The following is an 18,452-nucleotide window of genomic DNA, read 5'->3' as shown; positions in this document are numbered from 1 at the left end:
AAGTAGCCCCTCCCCCCTCACGCCCGAACGCATTCCTTCCATTCCTCGTGCCACAGCGGAGCTTCGTTCAGCTCGTCGCGACGTGCCCGCCAGCCGGGAAGGGCTTGGTCCATCAAGGCGACGAACTTCTCGCCGTGCCCGCGTTCACGTAGGTGGGCGAGTTCGTGGACGACGATGTACTCCAGGCACCGCGGGTCCTTTTTCGCCAACTCCGGGTTGAGCCAGATCGTCCGTGATGTAGCGATGCAGGTGCCCCACTTAGTCTTCATCCGGCGCACGACGAACCTGTTTACCTCGACTCCGAGGATCGGTTGCCACTTCTCTAGCAGCGCGGGCACGGCGGCCTTCAGTTCACGCCGATACCACCGATCGAGTGCTCCGAACCGCCCGGTGGCTTCGGTTCCGGGCGGAGTGATTACCCAGAGCGTGTTGCCCTTGATCTCGACACTGTGCCCACCGCTCGACTTGGAGACGTCGAGGAGATACCGCTGCCCCCAGACGTAATGGGTCTCCCCCGAGACCATCTTGCGCTCTGTCTGCCTGTCCGCGTTCTGGAGCTGCTCCCGCTGACGCTTGATCCACGAGAGCCGCTGCACGACCGCGAGCCGAATTGTATCCTCAGTCATCCGATGCGGTGCAGCGACTCGCACCCGGCCCACCGGCGGGTAGACCGAGATGTGCAAGTTTTTGATGTCTTTGTAGACTACGTCGACGCTAAGGCCCGCGACGGTGAGGTAAGCGTTAGCGGTACTCATCGTTATTCTTCAGCAGTTCGATAAAGTCCGCAAGTGAGTCCTCTTCGACGCCGGGGAGTTGCTTTCGTAGCTCACGAGCGAGCGAGCGTTCCTTCATCCTGCCGGCACCAGCGTCGGCCCATCCATGTTCCTTGCCCGCTTGGATTCGGTGATGCAGTCCTTCGTAGTCGACGACCACATGTTCTGGACGCCACACGAAGTCCACGATCGCCCGACGTGCTGGTGTGCTTGCCCATTCGGGGTAGGTCTTGCCGTCTGCGGCCTCCCGGGTGCCAACCTTCTTTGTCAACTCGATGAGTTTCCGGAGGTAGGCCGCGTAGTCCTCCGCGTCTTCCTTCTGCTTCTCGATGAGTGCGTCGAGGAGTTCGGACATGTGCTCGTAGTAGCGCGGGTTCATCGCGTGCTCGTCCACGATGGTTTTGCGGACATTGTTGATGATCGTTTCCGCCGTAGCCGCGCTGCTGCCCTTCACTCCAGGCGGTAGCGTGTCGATCGCGTCGGGCCCCCGCTCGACGATGAGCTGGACCAAGGTCTTCTCCAGGTCGGCGACCTGCGCGACGGGTTTGGCGTTAATGTAATTGTCGAGCAGTTGGCGCATCCCCGCCTCATACTGCTTCATGTCAATGTTCTCGCCGGCTCCGGCCTCGACCTCGCTCTTGACGGCGGCATAGAGGGCGACCTCGTCTCTAACCGACGCAATCTCAGCGGTCGTATAGCCGGCGGCTTCCATGTCGCTGGCGACGGCTCCGAAAGCACGTACCAGAGTGGCGACAGACTTGTAGAGTAAGACGCGTTTGGGTTCGTTGTCCTTTGTCTGGTCGGTATCGCCGGGCGTAGACGCAACGAAGTAGTGCTGGTATTCGAGCGTGCCCTTGGGCGGGGCGACGGGCTCGCACAGAGCACGGACGGCATCGAGAGCATCCTCCAGATCTCTGCGGTCCTGCTCGTTGCGATCGCTGATCAGTCCGTTGACGTCATCGGCTTCGAACTCGCCGAAGGCCTCGGAGGTGTAGTCGGTCACGGTCTTGTCGAGCGACTTGAACAGGTCGCGGTAGTCGACGATGTACCCGTAGGTCTTGTCGTCGCCGTCGAGACGGTTGACGCGGCAGATTGCTTGAAAGAGGCCGTGATCGCGCATCCTCTTGTCGATGTATACAAACGTTGCACTCGGCGCGTCGAAACCGGTCAGCAGTTTGTCGACCACGATGAGCAGCCGCATCTGGCCGGGCTCGTTGACGAACTTCTTCTTGGCATCGGTCTCAAACTCTTCCACCCGGCCAATGGCCTTGTTGGGGTGCTCGCCGAAGTGGTCGGCGAGCATCTGCCGGTAGATTTCGTACTTGCGGAGCTCTTCCGTGTCGCCCTCACCAGCGTCTTCCTTGGAAATTGCGGTCGGGTTGGGCTTGTAGCTGGTGACGATCGCGACCTTGCCCTTGAAGCCGCTCCTCACGAAGGCCTCGTAGAACGTGCAGGCCTGAAAAACCGAGTCACTGACCAAAATCGCGTTTCCCCGGCCGCTGATCAATCGTGGCTGGGTCTCCATGTCCATGAGGATGTCCTGGACGATTTGCGCCGAGCGAGGTGCTGAGGAAAAAACCTTTTGGATAGTGCCCCACTTCTGCTTCAACCGGGCCTTCGACAGGTCGGTGAGGTTGCGGGTCTTGGCCTCGAACCATCTGTCGACAGCCGCGGATCCCTGGAGCTCCTGTTCGACGTTGCGGGCCTCGTACTTCAGGTCGAGTACAACCCCGTCACGGACGGCCTCGTCGAACTTGTAGGTATGGATGAACGACCCGAACGTCTCGATGCTGGTCTTCTTGTCACTCTTCAGCAGCGGCGTGCCGGTGAAGCCGATGAACATCGCCCCCGGCAGAAGGTCCTTCATGAGGCGGTTCATCTTGCCGCTCTGGGTGCGGTGGGCCTCGTCGACGAATACGAAGATATTGCCTTTGGCCCTGAATCCGTCGGGGATATTCGTCTTGAGTTCCTTCGCGAACTCTTCGGCGCCCTTATCGCGCGCCTCGTCGTCGGTGCCGCGAAACTTGTGCACCAGGGAGCACATGAGTCGCGGGTTCGAGGTGTTTAGCATCGCAAGCATGTCCGCGCCCGACTGGGTACGAACAATCTTTTCGCCGACCCCAGAGAAGCCGCCCTCGATCTGCTCGTCCAGCTCAGTGCGGTCGGTGATAACAAGGACGCGAGCATCATGTTGGGTCTCCAGGATCCACCTGGCCAACCACACCATCGTCAGGCTCTTGCCCGACCCTTGGGTGTGCCAGATGATGCCGCCCTCACGCTTAGCGATCCGGGCCTTAGAGGCCTTGACGCCGAAGTATTGGTTGTGGCGAGGGGACTTCTTCACGCCCGCGTCGTAGACGATGAAGTCGTGGATGATCTCCAGGAAGCGCTCTTTGGAGCACATTTGTGTGATCGCGAGGTCGAGGGCAGCGTTCTCGCCGGCTTCCTTCCACCGCAACCAATACTTCTCCGGTGTCTCAATGACCCCGTAATGCAGTCCCTCGACATCGTTGCCCGCGAACAGCAGTTGGACCGTTGTGAAGAACGGGCGGACGAAGTCGTGGCGCTGGTTGCCGATGTTTTGACGGATGCCGCTAGCGACACTCACCGTTGAGCGCTTCAACTCCACCACACCGAGCGCGATCCCGTTCACAAAGAGGACGAGATCGGGTCGCTTCGTGTGCTGGCCCTTGACGGTGACTTCTTCGGCCACGACGAAGTCGTTCTTCGCCGGATTGGTCCAATCGATCAGGTGGACCGACTGGGTGGTCTGGTCGACGTCGGTCTTGACCTTTGCGCCGTATCTGAGCAACTCATAGACTTTGCGGTTCTGGTCGTACAACGAAGAGCCACCGCCGAACGCTGCAGCGATCAGGAGTTGATGTACCGCTCGAGAGATCAGAGCCTCGTCGTATCCACGACGGAGCAGGTAAGCGTGGAGCTTGGCTTCATCGACGTTGCGGTTGTCCTGATCCTTCAGGCTTCCGCCATAATCGTACCCGAGCTTGTCACGGAAGAGCTTGACGACCCGGTCCTGCGTCTCGCGTTCCTTCTGTCCGACCGTGCTCATTCTTGCTCCTTTACAGGCAGACGAGTGCGCCCCGTCAGCAGTTCCTGCATCAGCCCGACCTTCATCGCGCGCGCAGCCTCCAGTCGACGTCCAAGAGCTTCGATCTCAGCATCTGCATCCTGCAAGGCATCGGCGATAGCACGCTGCTCTTCCGTTCCGGGCAGGGTCAGCGCAATACTTGAGACATAGTTACGGGTCGTGGCAAGCACTTTCGTACCGGCGGCCAACCGGAGCAAAGCGCCACGAAATGCGGGCATGAACTGGATGTAAGCTTTGAAGCCATCTGCGAGTATGGATTTGTCGAACCGTGCGGCAATGGTATGGAGCCCCGGAACCACACCCTCTGGAGGCACATCAGAAATTTCCACCGACCTGCCTACTCCATCCGGATCTTCTGATGCATCAGCAAAGACCAAATCTCCAGGGAGCAAACGACCCGCAGAGGACGCTAGGTGCGCGGCTGTCCGCGGCATGCTCTCGGTAGATGCATCAAGACGAACGGAACTACGTGTGTGGATATCTCCATAGTGGAGGTAACGCAGAGGAGATTTTTGGTCGAGCTGATCGCGAGACAGCGCAACCGTACGAATGTATGTGACATGGTCACCGAGAAGGACTTGGCGCCAGTCACGGGTGAAGCCGGGGAGACGGGTACGCCCGGTGAGGAGCTCGTGCATCATGCCCCGCTGTACATCCCGCTTCTTCGCGATCAACCGCTCCAGCGACGCCCTGAGGTCATCCGCGGAGCGCAAGACTGTCGCTATCGCCTTCTGCTCAGCAGACGGCGGGACCGGCATTGGAACCCTGAGAAGATTTTCTTTGGTCAGATGAGCGAGGCTTGACTTCCCGACGATCGCCTGAAGCGCTCCTGTAGCGACGAAGTATTCGAAGAATGCCGCGGCCAATTCGGGTTCGTATCCTTGCTTGGGGCGCAAGCGATGGAGGGTATTGAGGTAATAGGCCTCTGAAAGTTCACCCCGCCAGACGCTGGAGCGTCCGATCTCGCCACCTTCACAAACAAGCAAGTCGCCTTCAATCAGTCGCAACGCACGAATATCGGCTTCGTTCAGTAGCTCAACAGCCGCCACCGACGGATTAATATACCCCCAGCGCACGCCGCGATTATTGATACATAGCTTTGGAACGCCCCGAGCAACAGCCGCGTCCACTCGCTTCCCAAGCTGAACCGAAAACTCGTCACCGACAGTCGAGGTGCCCCACGCGGTCATGCACGAATCCCCAGGTCGACAAGCCGGCGCACTACCTTTTGACCAAGCTGACAGACCAAAGCATCCAGCTCACCGACCGTAGCTTCGTACCGCCCGGCAAGCACGCCGAGGCGTTCGATCAGGGTCTGCCCGAGCGCGGTGATCTCACCATCTATCTGTCGTCGGAGCGTGGCACCCCATTTGTCATCTATCACGAGACTTTGCACTTCGGTCTCGGTCAGTAACTTGTACTTGGCAACGGCCTTTTCGTTGAGCGCAATCGTTGAGTCCTTGACCCTGGCCTTTGCCTTGGCCTCTAAAGCATACAGCGTGATGACCCTAGTGAGCGCTGCGATCTCTTGGGGGTAGCCATTGGTGGCTTTGAGTTCCTTTAACGCGGCCTTCGCGGCAGCATCGGTGAGCCTGCCTTCGACTTCTACTAGGTCGAACAAGGGCCCGTCTTCAATGGCGTTCTCTTCGATGAAGTCAGCAACCGCGAGGGTGGCTGCGTCGCGTGCTTCAGTGAGGCAGTCCAATGCAGCCTGCTCGGCAGCGAAGTAGCGGGCAATCACAAGCTCGGGCGGCAGGAGGTCCATGACCCAGCGCTGCGCCTTCGCACCGGTGCCGAAGGCGATGTGGGCGTCTTCGTACTTGGGCTTGTTGTTTTTGTCTTTCCAAGTACGCGCGGCGCGCGGCTGCACGGCCTGAATCCAGCCTTCGCCGACGATCAGCGACGCGTCATCTTGTATGACGTCGTTCCAGTAGCTCATTAGCCTCTCATATACGCCGTACTCGTCAATTAGCGGACGTGGCCGGAAGGCGTCCAAGAGCGCCTCAGAGATGTTGTGAATAAGGTCAGCGGGTTTTGTGTGAGCTTCGATTTTCTCAAGCGGACGGCGCTTGTTCGCCCACCACTGCTGAAACGTGCTCACGGTGTCGTGAACGAAAGCCTCGTACTCGCCGGAGCCGGTGACCGTTGACTGGATCGCGCCCGGTTCGACCTTCAACTGCGAGTAACCGTCGCGCAGCGGCGAGAAGAGCTCACCGCGGAGGTCTGGGAACGCATCCCAGTAGGGCTGGAGCGCGTCGAGGTCGCGATTCGGGATGCCGCCGAGCATATGGGCATGGAGATCCTGGATGTCCTCGGGCTCGGTAGAGTCGATGTATCGCGGGATGTTGAGATTGTAGTCGTTCTTAGGGTCCGCGATTTCGCTCACGGGCACCATGCGGGAGTACCTGGAGATCTCTTTGCTACTCGTGCAGGCGTCGACGATCTTGTGCATGTCGCGCGGGCGCAGGCGGTTCTTGGGACCGTCCTTGGCGAAGCCCTTGCTCGCGTCGATCATGAGGATGCCGGTGCGCGCCTGAGCGTCTTCCTTGTCGAGCACCATCAGGCAGGCGGGAATGCCGGTGCCGAAGAAGAGATTCGCCGGCAGACCGACGATCGCCTTGATGTAGCCACGTTTGATAAGCTCGGTGCGGATTCTCGCCTCGGAGTTCCCGCGGAACAACACACCGTGCGGAAGGACGACGACACCCTTGCCTCGTGGCCGTAACGACTTGACCATATGCAAGAGGAAGGCGTAGTCGCCGTTCTTGTCCGGCGGGGTGTCAAACCCGTCAAAACGGCCGAAGGAGAAGTCAAAGCCGTTGCGCCAGGTCTTGTGGGAGAACGGCGGGTTGGCCACGAGGTAGTCGAATGTCTGGAGGTTGCCGTTGTAGGTGAACTTCGGGTTCGCCAGCGTATTGGCCTGGCGCAGGTCGTGGGTCTCGTTGCCGTGAAGAATCATGTTCATCCGCGCGAGCGCCCAGGTGGCGTTGTCGTTCTCCTGGCCGTAGATCGTTAGTCCGTTAGGTGCGGCATCAGCGACTTTAATCAGCAGTGATCCGGAGCCGCATGTCGGGTCGTACACGGTGGTGGACTTCGGGGTGTTTGCAGGGATCTGGAGCAGCTGCGCTATCACGCGAGAGACCTCGGCTGGGGTATAGAACTGCCCCTTGCTCTTGCCGGACTGGGTGGCGAAGTGCCGCATGAGGTACTCGTAGGCGTCCCCTAAGAGGTCGTCCCCTTCAGCCTTGGAGCCGGTGAAGTCAATGTCCTGGAAGATTCCGATCAGGTTCGAGACCCTGTCCTGCAGCTCCTTGCCGGAGCCCAGCTTGGCGGGGTCGTCGAAGTTTGCGTTGTTGATGACGCCAAGCAGGTCGTTCTCTTCGGCGAGACGCCTGACCGCGATGTTGACCTTCTCGCCGACGTCGGGTTTCCCTTTGAGCGATATCAGGTGGTCGAAGGAACCGTCTTCGGGGACGTAGATGAGCGTCGAGTTGTCTGCCTTCGCCTTGTCGGAGACATACTTTACGAACAACAGCGTCAGGACGTAGTCCTTGTATTGGCTAGCATCCATGGATCCGCGCAGCTCATCAGCACTGCTCCACAGAGAGGAGTACAGATCAGATTTCTTTAGCGCCACAACTAACTCTTTCTCCGTCATGCATGAATCTCGGGCCTAGATCAGGCTTTCCTACCCGCCACCGCTTCTCAGAATCTTCCACTGCCGTTGCCCTCGTCCCAGATCGCGGCACCGCCGCTACGGACCCATTCGTCGACCTCGCGGGTCTGGCACTTCCAGGGCCCGCCGAACTCGTGGGCCGGAACGGAGCGTTCGGCGGTCCAGCTTTAGAAGGTCTCCTTAATTCCGCCGAGGTAGTTTACGATTGCGTCGGCAGAAAGCCATGGTTCGCTCAATTTCGCGCTCCTTGGAACAGGAAGCGGCCCTCAGGTCGCTTTCATCCGGTTTAGTCCGCCATGCCCGTCAGGGGCTCTCCGTCTAGCCAACGCGCCTCTCCTTTCGAATACTCGGAGACAGTCGGCGAGGAAGTTTGCTCTCCCTTACGCGCGCGACCACTATAAGAGACTCGATAGTCTACCTGACTACCATCAGACCGACGAAAAGTCAGGATCCATGGGACCCCCTGCAACGTGCCCCTTTTGTTGTAAGGTCGGAATGAGCCTATAAGGTTTCCTACCAACCACGATCCAGTACCGTTTCCGGGCCCCTTCCACCACTGCACCAGGTCCGCGAGCAGCTTCAACGGCACAGCCGATGCGCGGCGATACTCTCCGATGCTCCGGACGAAGATTACGTCACTCTCGTCGCTAGCGGACACCTCGGGCTCTTCTGAGGCAGAGTCAGGGCTACTCTCACCGACATCTGATTCGGGACCAGGCTCTGCGGCGGCCCGTGTGGCCGGCTCCATTGCCTCGAGGAAATCTTTCATGGATTCAACGCCGGACGCTGCTGCTGCGGAGTTGCTTGCAGCCTCCATAGAAGCAACACCAATATTTTTTAGCAGAAGCTCCTGTGCATTTTGGTCATCTACTGCCTTCTTCGCCTGAACACGGAAAATAGTCACCGCCACTGCCGCCCCGAAACCAGTAACCGCCAGGGAAAGCAACGAAAGCGCATTCCATATCCAGACATCGTCCCGCAGTACAACCGTGTAGAAGACTAGAAAAAGGGCGGCAGCCACTGACAACGAGTAGGCCCCCCTCTCCGCCCACATCCAGCGGCCCGCTGGCTTCACACCAGCAGCGCCGAGGTCAGCAGTGGCGCGCGACACAGCTACTTCTGACCAGAGGTTGTTTGGAAGCGGAACTCCACCACGTCGCCGTCCTGCATGACGTAGTCCTTGCCCTCGATGCGGGCCTTGCCCTTGGCGCGCGCCTCGGCGATGGAGCCGGTCTCGACGAGGTCGTCGAACGAGATGATCTCGGCCTTGATGAAGCCCTTCTGGAAGTCGGTGTGGATCACGCCGGCCGCCTGCGGAGCGGTCCAGCCCTTGCCGATCGTCCAGGCCCGCGTCTCCTTCGGGCCCGCCGTCAGGTAGGTCTGCAGGCCGAGGGTGTCGAAGCCGATGGACGCGAGCTGGTTGAGGCCCGACTCGGTCTGGCCGGTGGACTCGAGCATCTCGGCAGCGTCGGCCTCGTCGAGGTCGATCAGCTCGGACTCGATCTTGGCGTCGAGGAAGATCGCGTGCGCCGGGGCGACCAGCGCGGCCAGCTCACCCTTGCGCGCCTCGTCGGTCAGCACGGCCTCGTCGACGTTGAAGACGTAGATGAAGGGCTTCGCGGTCAGCAGGCCCAGCTCGCGGATCGGCTCGAGCTCGATCGAGGACGCCGAGAGCGGCTTGCCGGAGTCGAGGAACTCGCGCGCCTTCTTCGCCGTCTCGAGAACGATGGGCTCGATCTTCTTCCCCTTCAACTCCTTCTCGTAGCGCGCCTCTGCCTTCTCGAGGGTCTGCAGATCGGCGAGGACGAGCTCGGTGTTGATCGTCTCCATGTCGCTCGCGGCGTCGACCTTGCCGTCGACGTGCACGACGTCGGCGTCCTCGAAGCCGCGGATGACCTGGGCGATCGCGTCGGCCTCGCGGATGTTGGCGAGGAACTTGTTGCCCAGGCCCTCGCCCTCCGACGCGCCGCGGACGATGCCGGCGATGTCGACGAACGACACGGGCGCGGGGAGGATGCGCTCCGAGCCGAAGATGCCGGCGAGGACCTCGAGGCGCGAGTCGGGCAGATTCACGACTCCGACGTTGGGCTCGATCGTCGCGAACGGGTAGTTCGCGGCGAGCACCGTGTTCTTGGTCAGCGCGTTGAAGAGCGTCGACTTGCCGACGTTGGGGAGTCCGACGATTGCGATAGTGAGAGCCACGGGCATCCATCCTACGGCGTGGTCGCGGGGGCGCCGCGTGCCGGTCCCGGCGGCGTCGGAGGTGCGTGAGAGGGTGAAGTCGTGCCCATCGACTTCACCGCCATCGACTTCGAGACCGCCAACTCGCACGGAGCCTCCGCCTGCTCCGTCGGGCTCGTGAAGGTCCGCGACGGCCGCGTCGTGGACCGCGCGGGCTGGCTCATCCGCCCGCCCTACGGCTACGACGACTTCCTCGAGTGGAACACCCGCATCCACGGCATCCGCAAGCACGACGTCCACGGCGCCGCCTCCTGGGTCGAGCAGTTCGCCGACCTCGTCGCGTTCGCCGGCGAGGACGTCTTCGTCGCCCACAACGCCGGCTTCGACATGAGCGTCATCCGCGCCGCCTGCGCCGCGACCGCGCTCGAGCTCCCCGCCTACGACTACCTCTGCTCGCTGCAGCTCGCCCGCAGGACCTACCAGCTCGAGTCCTACCGCCTGCCGTCCGTCGCGTTCGCCGCCGGCTACGACGACTTCCGCCACCACGACGCCTCGGCCGACGCCGAGGCCTGCGCTGCGATCGTGGTGCACGCCGCCCGCCGGCACGGGGCCGGGAGCCTGGCCGAGCTCGGCGAGCTGGCCGGCGTCTCCGTCAAGCACCTGCGGCCGAAGGCGCCGGTCGCCGCCTGACTCCCGGGTCGGCGATCCGAGGGCCCCTGCGACTCACTCCCCCGCGCGCGGGTCGCCGAACCAGTTGCTGAAGATGCGCCAGAAGTTGCGGTTTCCGTAGGCCGAGCACGCGTCGCCCGAGCCGTAGAGATTCGCCAGCGCCGCGGCGTTCGGCTGGTACGGCGTGTAGTAGTAGAGCCCCGCCGTCGCCGCGTTCTCGATCCGCACCGGAGCCGTCCCGCAGGCGGCGTCGGGCGAGTACTGGATCTCGCTGGTCTCACCGACCGGATACCAGTCGAAGCTGCTGTCGGGGTTCCGGTAGCGCTGGAACTGCCAGGCCGCGCCGTAGACCTGGCCGAAGAAGCCGAAGTAGTCGCTGTCGCAGTCGGCGGTGTCCGGGCAGCCGTAGCCGGTGGCGCTGCGGAACTGCCGCTCGCTCGGCGCACTGTCGGTGACGAGCGACTGCTCCTTCTGCAGCAGTGTCAGCAGCACGGCGGGGCTGACGTCGCAGGCGCCCGCGACCGCGCTGACGATCTCCGCTGCGGAGACGTCCTGCCCGCCGAGGTACGCGTCGCACTGCTCATCGGCGGCGACGTCGCCGGTGTCCTCGGCGTAGTCGCGCAGGCACGGGACGTCGGTCCCGTTGCAGGAGGGCACCCGCGCGTTCAGGAACGCCTGCACGGTCAGCGGGCCGAGCGCCCCGCCGTCGAAGAAGACCTCGTCCGAGACGATGTCGCCCGGGTCGAAGCCGGACTCGTCCACGCCGCCGGCCAGGTCCGTCCACATCCGGATGCCGGGCACCTCCGTCGCGGGAGCGGCCGCGGCGCCCAGGTCCGTGGCTCCGGTGAGCAGCAGCACGACCCCGAGGGCGGCGAGGACCGCCGTCCCTCCCCGGCGCCGTCGGACGGCGGACGAGGAGGCGGCGGCCGGTGAGGGATCGGCCGGGCTCATCCCTCCACGCTAGCGGCCGGGCGCCGGACGATCCGCTGCAGGGCGCGCGCCGCGCGGCAGCGTCCGACCGCGTGTCCGGCGCCCCGGGAACCGGTGGAGGACACCCCGTCGAGCGCAGCTCTCCGGGGCGCAGGACGGCCGCTCCGGAGCGCCGCCGCTCGGATGTCGGAGGTCCGTGGTCTCCTCGGCGCATGGAACTCAGCTTCGTCCTCGGCCTCGCGGTCGGTGCGCTCCTCGCCGCCGTCGTCGCCGTGCTGCTCGCCCGCGCCCGTACTCCCGACACCGCGCTCGCCCTCGAGCTGGCCATCGCACAGGCGCGGGCCGAGGGGCTCGAGGAGCGGCACGAGTCCGTCGTGGAGCAGCACCGCGAGCACCTCGGCTCCGCCCGCGACCAGATCCGCGAGCTGCAGGAGCAGCTGCGGGTCGTCGCCGAGCGCGAGCGCCACGACGCTCGGATCCTGCAGACGCTGTCCCCCGTCGCCGAGAGCCTGCGTGGGATGCAGGAGTCGGTGCGCCGCCTCGAGAGCGAGCGCGCCGCGCAGTTCGGGGCCATCACCGAGCAGCTGGAGGGGCAGCGGCTCGCCGGGGAGAGGCTCCGCTCGACGACCGAGACGCTCGCCTCGGCGCTGCGCTCGAGCGCCAGCCGGGGTGCGTGGGGCGAGACGCAGCTGCGCAACGTCGTCGAGGCGGCCGGGCTGACCCAGCGGGTCGACTTCGACGTGCAGTTCGGCCTGGATGGCGAGGGCGGGAGGGGCCGCGCCGACATGGTCGTGCGCCTCCCCGGCGGCAAGGCGATCGCCGTCGATGCGAAGGTGCCGTTCGACGCCTACCTCGAGGCGAGCGCGATCCCCGCCGGCGCCGGGGCCGAGGAGGAGGCCCGGCGCGCCGGGCTGCTGCGCGCGCACGTGCGTGCCCTGCGCGGGCACGTCGACGCCCTCGCCGGCCGCGCCTACTGGACCGGGCTGCCGGCGAGCCCGGAGTTCGTCATCGCCTTCATCCCCAGCGAGCCGCTGCTCGCCAGCGCGCTCGACGCCGACCCGACGCTGCTGGAGTACGCGTTCCGCAAGCGGGTCGCCCTCGCCTCGCCGGTGACGCTCTGGTCGGTGCTGAAGACCGTCGCCTACACCTGGCAGCAGGACGTCCTGACCGACGACGCGAAGCGGCTGCTCGACCTCGGCAAGACCCTCTACGCGCGCCTCGCCACCCTCGCCGACCACGCCGAGGGGCTCCGGCGCTCCATCGAGAAGACGGTCGACTCCTACAACGCCTTCGCCGGCTCGCTCGAGACCCGCGTCCTCGTCACCGCGCGCCAGTTCGACACCCTCGACGAGTCCCGCGTGATCGCGCCGGCCGGCGGCGTCACGACGTCCCCCCGTCGGCTGACCGCCGTCGAGCTCCTCGCCCCGGACGAGCGCACGGCCTGAGCCGCGGGGTCTCGAGACGCCGCTCCGCGGCTACGCGACCAGCACGGACGAGCGACTGGTCTGATTCATGCTGATCGAGTAGCGCCCGAAGGGCGCGTATCGAGATCCACCGTCCGGCAGACGTCGGTCTCGATACGCCGCTGCGCGGCTACTCGACCAGCATGAGCGCGCCGCTTCGCTGCCGCTCGACCAGCGTGGGCGCGCCGCTTCGCGGCTATCCGCGAAGCACGGCTCCGCCGCTGCTCGACCAGCCCAGAGCGGCCTAGACCCACTTCTCCGCGAGGTGCTGGGCCGTCACGCGGCGGATCGTGCCCGAGCGCGAGCGCAGGACGATCGACTCGGTGGTGATGATGTGGCCCTCCTTGCGGACGCCCTTCACCAGCCCGCCGTTGGTGACGCCGGTGGCGACGAAGTAGGTGTTGTCGCTGCGGACCAGGTCGTTCGCGTGCAGGACGCGGTCGAGGTCGTGGCCGGCGTCGATCGCGCGCTGGCGCTCGTCGTCGTCCTTGGGGCGGAGGATGCCCTGGATCACGCCGCCGAGCGCGCGGATCGCGCACGCGGTGATGATGCCCTCGGGCGTCCCACCGGTGCCGACGCACATGTCGACCCGCGAGTCGTGCCGAGCGGCGTTGATGCCGCCCGCGACGTCGCCGTCGAGCAGCAGCCGCGTGCCGGCACCGGCGGCGCGGATGTCGTCGATCAGCTGCGCGTGCCGCGGGCGGTCGAGCACCGCGATCCGCATTTCGTCGACGGGCTTGCGCTTGGCCCGCGCGAGCGCGCGGATGTTCTCGCCGATCGGGCGCTGGATGTCGATGATCCCCACGCCCTCGGGCCCGGTGACGATCTTCTCCATGTAGAAGACGGCGGACGGGTCGAACATCGCCCCGCGGTCGGCGACGGCGATCATCGACAGCGCGTTCTGCCGGCCCGCCGCGGTCAGCGAGGTGCCGTCGATCGGGTCGACGGCGATGTCGGCGGCCGGCCCGGAGCCGTTGCCGACGTGCTCGCCGTTGTAGAGCATCGGGGCGTTGTCCTTCTCGCCCTCGCCGATGACGACGACCCCGTCGAAGTTGACGGTGCCGAGGAAGGTGCGCATCGCGTCGACGGCGGCGCCGTCAGCGGCGTTCTTGTCGCCCTTGCCGATGAAGGGGACGGCGCGGATCGCGGCCGCCTCGGTGGCTCGGACGAGCTCCATGCCGAGGTTGCGGTCCGGGTGGAGGTAGAGCGAGTCGTGGTCGATATCGGTCACAGCGCGGAGTCCTTCGCGTTCGAGTTCGTGCAGACGGCGTCGTCGCAGGACCCGCGGAGCGGATCCCCATCCCAGGGCGAAGCCTATCGGAGGCGTGCCCCGCGCCCGGGGGATGCCGGGGAGCCGCCTCGCTAGACTCGACGCCGACGCGGGCCTCGCCCGACCCCCTCCCGTTCATCCGTCAAAGGAGATGCCATGCCCGTCGCTACCCCGGACCAGTACGCAGAGATGCTCGACAAGGCGAAGAAGGGCGGCTTCGCGTACCCCGCGTTCAACGTCTCCTCCTCGCAGACCATCAACTCGGTGCTGCAGGGCCTGTCCGAGGCCGGCTCGGACGGCATCATCCAGGTCACGACCGGAGGCGCCGACTACTTCGCCGGCCACACGGTCAAGAACCGCGCCGCCGGTGCGATCGCCTTCGCGAAGTTCGCCACCGAGGTCGCCAAGAACTACCCGGTCACGGTCGCGCTGCACACCGACCACTGCCCGCAGAACGCGCTCGAGGGCTTCGTCTACCCGCTGATCGCCGCCTCCGAGGAGGAGGTCAAGGCCGGTCGCGAGCCGCTCTTCCAGTCGCACATGTGGGACGGCTCGGCCGTGCCCCTCGACGAGAACCTGAAGATCGCCCAGGAGATCCTGCCGCGCGTCAAGGCGATCAACGCGATCCTCGAGGTCGAGATCGGCGTCGTCGGCGGCGAGGAGGACGGCGTCTCGCACGACATCAACGAGCACCTCTACACCACGCTCGACGATGCGATCGCGACCGTCGAGGCCCTCGGCTTCGGCGAGCAGGGCCGCTACATGGCCGCGCTGACCTTCGGCAACGTCCACGGCGTCTACAAGCCCGGCAACGTGCGCCTGCGCCCCGAGCTGCTCCGCGAGATCCAGGACGGCCTGCAGAAGAAGTACGGCACCGAGGCCCTCCCGCTCGACCTCGTCTTCCACGGCGGCTCCGGCTCGACCGACGAGGAGATCGCCGAGGCGGTCCGCAACGGCGTCGTGAAGATGAACATCGACACCGACACCCAGTACGCCTTCAGCCGCTCGGTCGCCGACACCGTGCTGAAGAACTACGACGGCTTCCTCAAGGTCGACGGCGAGGTCGGCAACAAGAAGGTCTACGACCCGCGCTCGTGGGGCAAGATCGCCGAGTCCGCCATGGCGGTCCGCGTCGCCGAGGCGACCCGCCAGCTCGGCTCCGCCGGCCACTCCGGGAAGTAGGGCACCGCTCCGTGACGAACGCACACGACCAGCCGGGCCGCACCGAGCGCCCGGAACCGCAGTACGGCGAGTACGCGCCGCCCGGCTGGTCGTGGACGCCTCCGGAGGACGCCGTCGTCGTCCCCGATCCGCGAGGGTCCGAGACCGATCCGCGGCCCGCGACCGCGCCGTCGGCGAAGACCGTCGCGCACCCCGTCGACCGGCTGATCACGATCGTCCTGCTCGCGCTCGGCGTCTTCTTCGCGGTGCCGACCCTGCTCGACCCGTCGAGCTTCGCCACCACGCTCTCCGAGCTCTACACGAGCCAGGGCATCGGCACCTACGCCTCCCCCGACCTCGCCCGCACCCTCGGGCTGGTCGTGGCGCTCGCGCAGGCGCTGATCGTCGCGTTCGCGGTCTGGATCTCGATCCGCCGGCTGCGGGCCGGCAAGCGCGCCGTGCTGGTGCCGATCCTGGGGATCGTCGCGACGGTCGTGCTCTCGCTGGCGGTCGCGGCCATCGCGATCCTCGGCGATCCGACCTTCGCCGACTACGTCTCGCGGATGTCCGCCGGGACCGGCACGGACGTCTAGCGCCCGAGCCCGCACACGTGAGAAGGCCGCCCTCCCTCGGGAGCGGCGGCCTTCTTCTCGTTCTGGGTGCGGAGTCAGGCGCTGACGGAGGCGCTCACACGTCCGCCGGCCCCGCGGGCGTCGCGCTTGCCGGCGACGTCCTTGCGCAGCTCCTTGGGGAGCGAGAACATCAGGTCCTCCTCGGCCGTCTTGACCTCCTCGACGTCGCCGTAGCCGGCGGCGGCGAGGTCGTCGAGCACCTCGCGCACGAGGACCTCGGGCACCGAAGCGCCGCTGGTGACGCCGACGGTGCGGATGCCGTCCAGCCACTCCTGCTTGATCTCGCTGGCGTAGTCGATCCGGTACGCGGCCTTCGCGCCGTACTCGAGCGCGACCTCGACGAGGCGGACCGAGTTCGAGGAGTTGGCGGAGCCGACCACGATGACCAGCTCGGCGTGCTCGGCGACCTTCTTGATCGCGACCTGGCGGTTCTGGGTGGCGTAGCAGATGTCGTCGCTCGGCGGATTCTGCAGGTTCGGGAAGCGCTCGCGGAGGCGGCGCACCGTCTCCATCGTCTCGTCGACCGAAAGCGTGGTCTGCGAGAGCCAGACGACCTTGTCCGGGTCCTTCACCACGATGTTCGGGACGTCGTCGGGGCTGCCGACCAGGGTCACGTGATCGGGGGCCTCGCCCGCGGTGCCCTCGACCTCCTCGTGGCCCTCGTGGCCGATCAGGAGGATCTCGAAGTCGTCGCGCGCGAAGCGGACGGCCTCGCGGTGCACCTTGGTGACCAGCGGGCAGGTCGCGTCGATCGCCTGGAGGCCGCGGTCGGCCGCGCCCTGCACGACCGCCGGCGAGACGCCGTGCGCGCTGAAGACGATGTGCGAGCCCTCGGGGACCTCGTCGACCTCTTCGACGAAGATCGCGCCCTGGCTCTCGAGCGTGGAGACGACGTGCACGTTGTGCACGATCTGCTTGCGCACGTAGACGGGGGCGCCGTAGTGCTCGATGGCCTTCTCGACGGCGACGACCGCGCGGTCGACGCCGGCGCAGTAGCCGCGCGGAGCGGCGAGGAGCACCCGCTTGGCGCCGTCGACGGGCTCGTCGCGCAGGCGCCCGGTAGCGCGAGGCATGCGCGGCATGGGCAGGCTGATCGGGGCTTCACTCACCCCGCGATTCTACGCGGTGCATCCTGTGCTCCCCGCGGAACGGCCGGATCCGCTGACCGGCGGCCGGACGGGCGGCCCTGCGCCCGTCCGGCGCCGCGGCCGCCGAGGTGTCGGAGGCATCCCGTACCGTTGTCGTCGCGGGCCCGCCACCCGCTCCCCCGCCCGCCCGCTCCAGCGAAGGCACCGATGACAGACGCCCCTCCCACCGCCGATGCTCCCTGGCCGGTCGGTCTGCTCGCGAGCAAGATCAAGGGCTGGATCGAGCGCCTCGGCACCGCGTGGGTCGAGGGCGAGATCACGCAGTGGGGCGTCTCCGGCGGCAACGTCTACGGCAAGCTCAAGGACCTCTCCGGCGACGCGACCGTCGGCTTCACGGTCTGGTCCTCGGTCCGAGCCCGCCTCCCGGTCGACCTCAAGCAGGGCGACCGCGTGATCGCCCTGGTCAAGCCGAACTACTGGGTCAAGGGCGGCACCCTCTCGATGCAGGTGTTCGAGATGCGCCACGTCGGGCTCGGCGATCTGCTCGAGAAGCTCGAGCGGCTGCGCCGGCAGCTCGCCTCGGAGGGGCTGTTCGAGCCCGCGCACAAGAAGCGGCTGCCCTTCCTCCCCCACGGGGTCGGCCTGATCACCGGCAAGGACTCCGACGCCGAGAAGGACGTCCTCCGCAACGCCCAGCTGCGCTGGCCGGCCGTCCGCTTCCGCGTCGTGCACGCCGCCGTGCAGGGCGAGCGCACGGTGTCCGAGGTGACCTCTGCCCTGCGCACCCTCGACGCCGACTCGAGCATCGACGTGATCGTGATCGCCCGCGGCGGCGGCGACTTCCAGAACCTGCTCGGCTTCAGCGACGAGTCCCTCCTGCGGGCGGTCGCGGCCTGCACCACCCCCGTCGTCAGCGCGATCGGCCACGAGGCGGACCGCCCGCTGCTCGACGACGTCGCGGACCTCCGCGCGTCCACGCCGACCGACGCGGCGAAGCGGGTCGTCCCGGACGTGTCCGACGAACTGCTCCGCGTGCAGCAGGCGCGCCTGCGGATGACCACCCGAGTCAGCGGGCTCGTCTCGCACGAGATCGACCGCCTCTCGCAGCTGCGCTCCCGGCCGGTCCTCGCGCAGCCCCGGGTCCTGGTCGACCAGCGCTCGGAGGAGCTGACCCGCTGGGTCGCCCGCGGCGCCGAGCTGGTCGAGCGGCGGATCGAGCGCGCCCACCTGGAGGTCGAGCGCCTGCACGGCCACCTCCGCGCGCTGTCGCCGCAGCACACCCTCGACCGCGGCTACGCGATCGTGCAGAACGGCAGCGGTCACGTGGTCCGCACCCCGCAGGACGCGGCCGAGGGCGAGGCGCTCGTGCTCACCCTCGCCGAGGGCGCCGTCGCCGCCCGCTCGACCGGGCCCGCGGCCGATCCCGCCGGCCGCGGCTGACCCGCCCCGCTCCCACCCGCCCGCGCCCTCCTCGCAGCCCCGATCGATAGGATCACCCCC

The 18,452-nt window shown here is 65.9% G+C and carries 13 protein-coding genes; 5 read left to right on the top strand and 8 right to left on the bottom strand.

Going from position 1 to position 18,452, the window contains the following annotated elements; all coding sequences use genetic code 11:
• Positions 1-17 precede the first annotated feature (17 nt).
• The 5 genes from EDF22_RS04760 to ychF form a co-directional block, all read right to left on the bottom strand.
• The gene (locus tag EDF22_RS04760) at positions 18-755 is read right to left on the bottom strand and encodes a M48 family metallopeptidase (RefSeq protein ID WP_123702775.1); all 738 of its coding nucleotides are present in this window, start codon (positions 753-755) and stop codon (positions 18-20) included.
• Positions 742-3,843 (bottom strand): type I restriction endonuclease subunit R, encoded by a 3,102-nt coding sequence (locus EDF22_RS04755; RefSeq protein ID WP_123702773.1) that lies wholly within the window; start codon positions 3,841-3,843, stop codon positions 742-744. Before EDF22_RS04755 ends, EDF22_RS04760 begins: the two co-directional genes overlap by 14 nt.
• Positions 3,840-5,072 (bottom strand): restriction endonuclease subunit S, encoded by a 1,233-nt coding sequence (locus tag EDF22_RS04750; protein WP_123702771.1) that lies wholly within the window; start codon positions 5,070-5,072, stop codon positions 3,840-3,842. Before EDF22_RS04750 ends, EDF22_RS04755 begins: the two co-directional genes overlap by 4 nt.
• Positions 5,069-7,540: a class I SAM-dependent DNA methyltransferase gene (locus EDF22_RS04745; RefSeq protein WP_260303289.1), complete on the bottom strand. Its 2,472-nt coding sequence runs from the start codon at positions 7,538-7,540 to the stop codon at positions 5,069-5,071. Before EDF22_RS04745 ends, EDF22_RS04750 begins: the two co-directional genes overlap by 4 nt.
• A 1,131-nt stretch (positions 7,541-8,671) precedes the next feature.
• A complete protein-coding gene (gene ychF, locus EDF22_RS04735; RefSeq protein WP_123702769.1) occupies positions 8,672-9,760 on the bottom strand; it encodes a redox-regulated ATPase YchF in 1,089 nt (362 codons plus the stop codon).
• Positions 9,761-9,841: 81 nt separating this feature from the next.
• Between ychF and EDF22_RS04730 the strand changes: the two genes are divergently transcribed.
• Positions 9,842-10,429: an exonuclease domain-containing protein gene (locus EDF22_RS04730; protein ID WP_123702767.1), complete on the top strand. Its 588-nt coding sequence runs from the start codon at positions 9,842-9,844 to the stop codon at positions 10,427-10,429.
• 33 nt (positions 10,430-10,462) lie between these two features.
• Here EDF22_RS04730 and EDF22_RS04725 read toward each other — a convergent pair whose 3' ends face one another.
• Positions 10,463-11,359 (bottom strand): hemagglutinin, encoded by an 897-nt coding sequence (locus EDF22_RS04725; protein ID WP_123702765.1) that lies wholly within the window; start codon positions 11,357-11,359, stop codon positions 10,463-10,465.
• Between the two features lie 191 nt (positions 11,360-11,550).
• On the opposite strand from EDF22_RS04725, the gene EDF22_RS04720 reads away from it, so the two are divergent.
• Entirely contained in the window at positions 11,551-12,783 is a 1,233-nt protein-coding gene (locus tag EDF22_RS04720; RefSeq protein WP_123702763.1) for a DNA recombination protein RmuC, read from the top strand.
• Between the two features lie 262 nt (positions 12,784-13,045).
• On the opposite strand, the gene glpX is transcribed toward EDF22_RS04720, so the two are convergent.
• Positions 13,046-13,978 carry a class II fructose-bisphosphatase gene (gene glpX / locus EDF22_RS04715; RefSeq protein WP_123704712.1) on the bottom strand — a complete coding sequence of 311 codons (933 nt, stop codon included), beginning with the start codon at positions 13,976-13,978 and terminating at the stop codon, positions 13,046-13,048.
• A gap of 249 nt (positions 13,979-14,227) precedes the next feature.
• On the opposite strand from glpX, the gene fbaA reads away from it, so the two are divergent.
• Together fbaA and EDF22_RS04705 are read left to right on the top strand one after the other, a co-directional pair.
• Positions 14,228-15,253, top strand: a complete 1,026-nt coding sequence (fbaA, locus tag EDF22_RS04710) for a class II fructose-bisphosphate aldolase (protein ID WP_123445424.1) — start codon at positions 14,228-14,230, stop codon at positions 15,251-15,253.
• An 11-nt stretch (positions 15,254-15,264) separates the two neighbouring features.
• Complete coding sequence (locus EDF22_RS04705; protein ID WP_123702761.1) at positions 15,265-15,825, top strand: DUF6264 family protein; 561 nt, start codon at positions 15,265-15,267, stop codon at positions 15,823-15,825.
• A 74-nt stretch (positions 15,826-15,899) separates the two neighbouring features.
• Here the strand turns inward: EDF22_RS04705 and EDF22_RS04700 are convergent, their stop codons facing one another.
• The gene (locus tag EDF22_RS04700) at positions 15,900-16,946 is read right to left on the bottom strand and encodes a 4-hydroxy-3-methylbut-2-enyl diphosphate reductase (protein ID WP_123445422.1); all 1,047 of its coding nucleotides are present in this window, start codon (positions 16,944-16,946) and stop codon (positions 15,900-15,902) included.
• A gap of 213 nt (positions 16,947-17,159) precedes the next feature.
• On the opposite strand from EDF22_RS04700, the gene xseA reads away from it, so the two are divergent.
• Positions 17,160-18,392 carry an exodeoxyribonuclease VII large subunit gene (gene xseA, locus EDF22_RS04695; RefSeq protein ID WP_123702760.1) on the top strand — a complete coding sequence of 411 codons (1,233 nt, stop codon included), beginning with the start codon at positions 17,160-17,162 and terminating at the stop codon, positions 18,390-18,392.
• Positions 18,393-18,452: the final 60 nt, after the last annotated feature.

This window comes from Rathayibacter sp. PhB127 (assembly GCF_003751665.1).
In the GTDB taxonomy this organism is placed as follows: domain Bacteria; phylum Actinomycetota; class Actinomycetes; order Actinomycetales; family Microbacteriaceae; genus Rathayibacter; species Rathayibacter festucae.
Note: the sequence above shows the minus strand (reverse complement) of the source record. Positions and strands in the feature narration are given on the sequence as shown.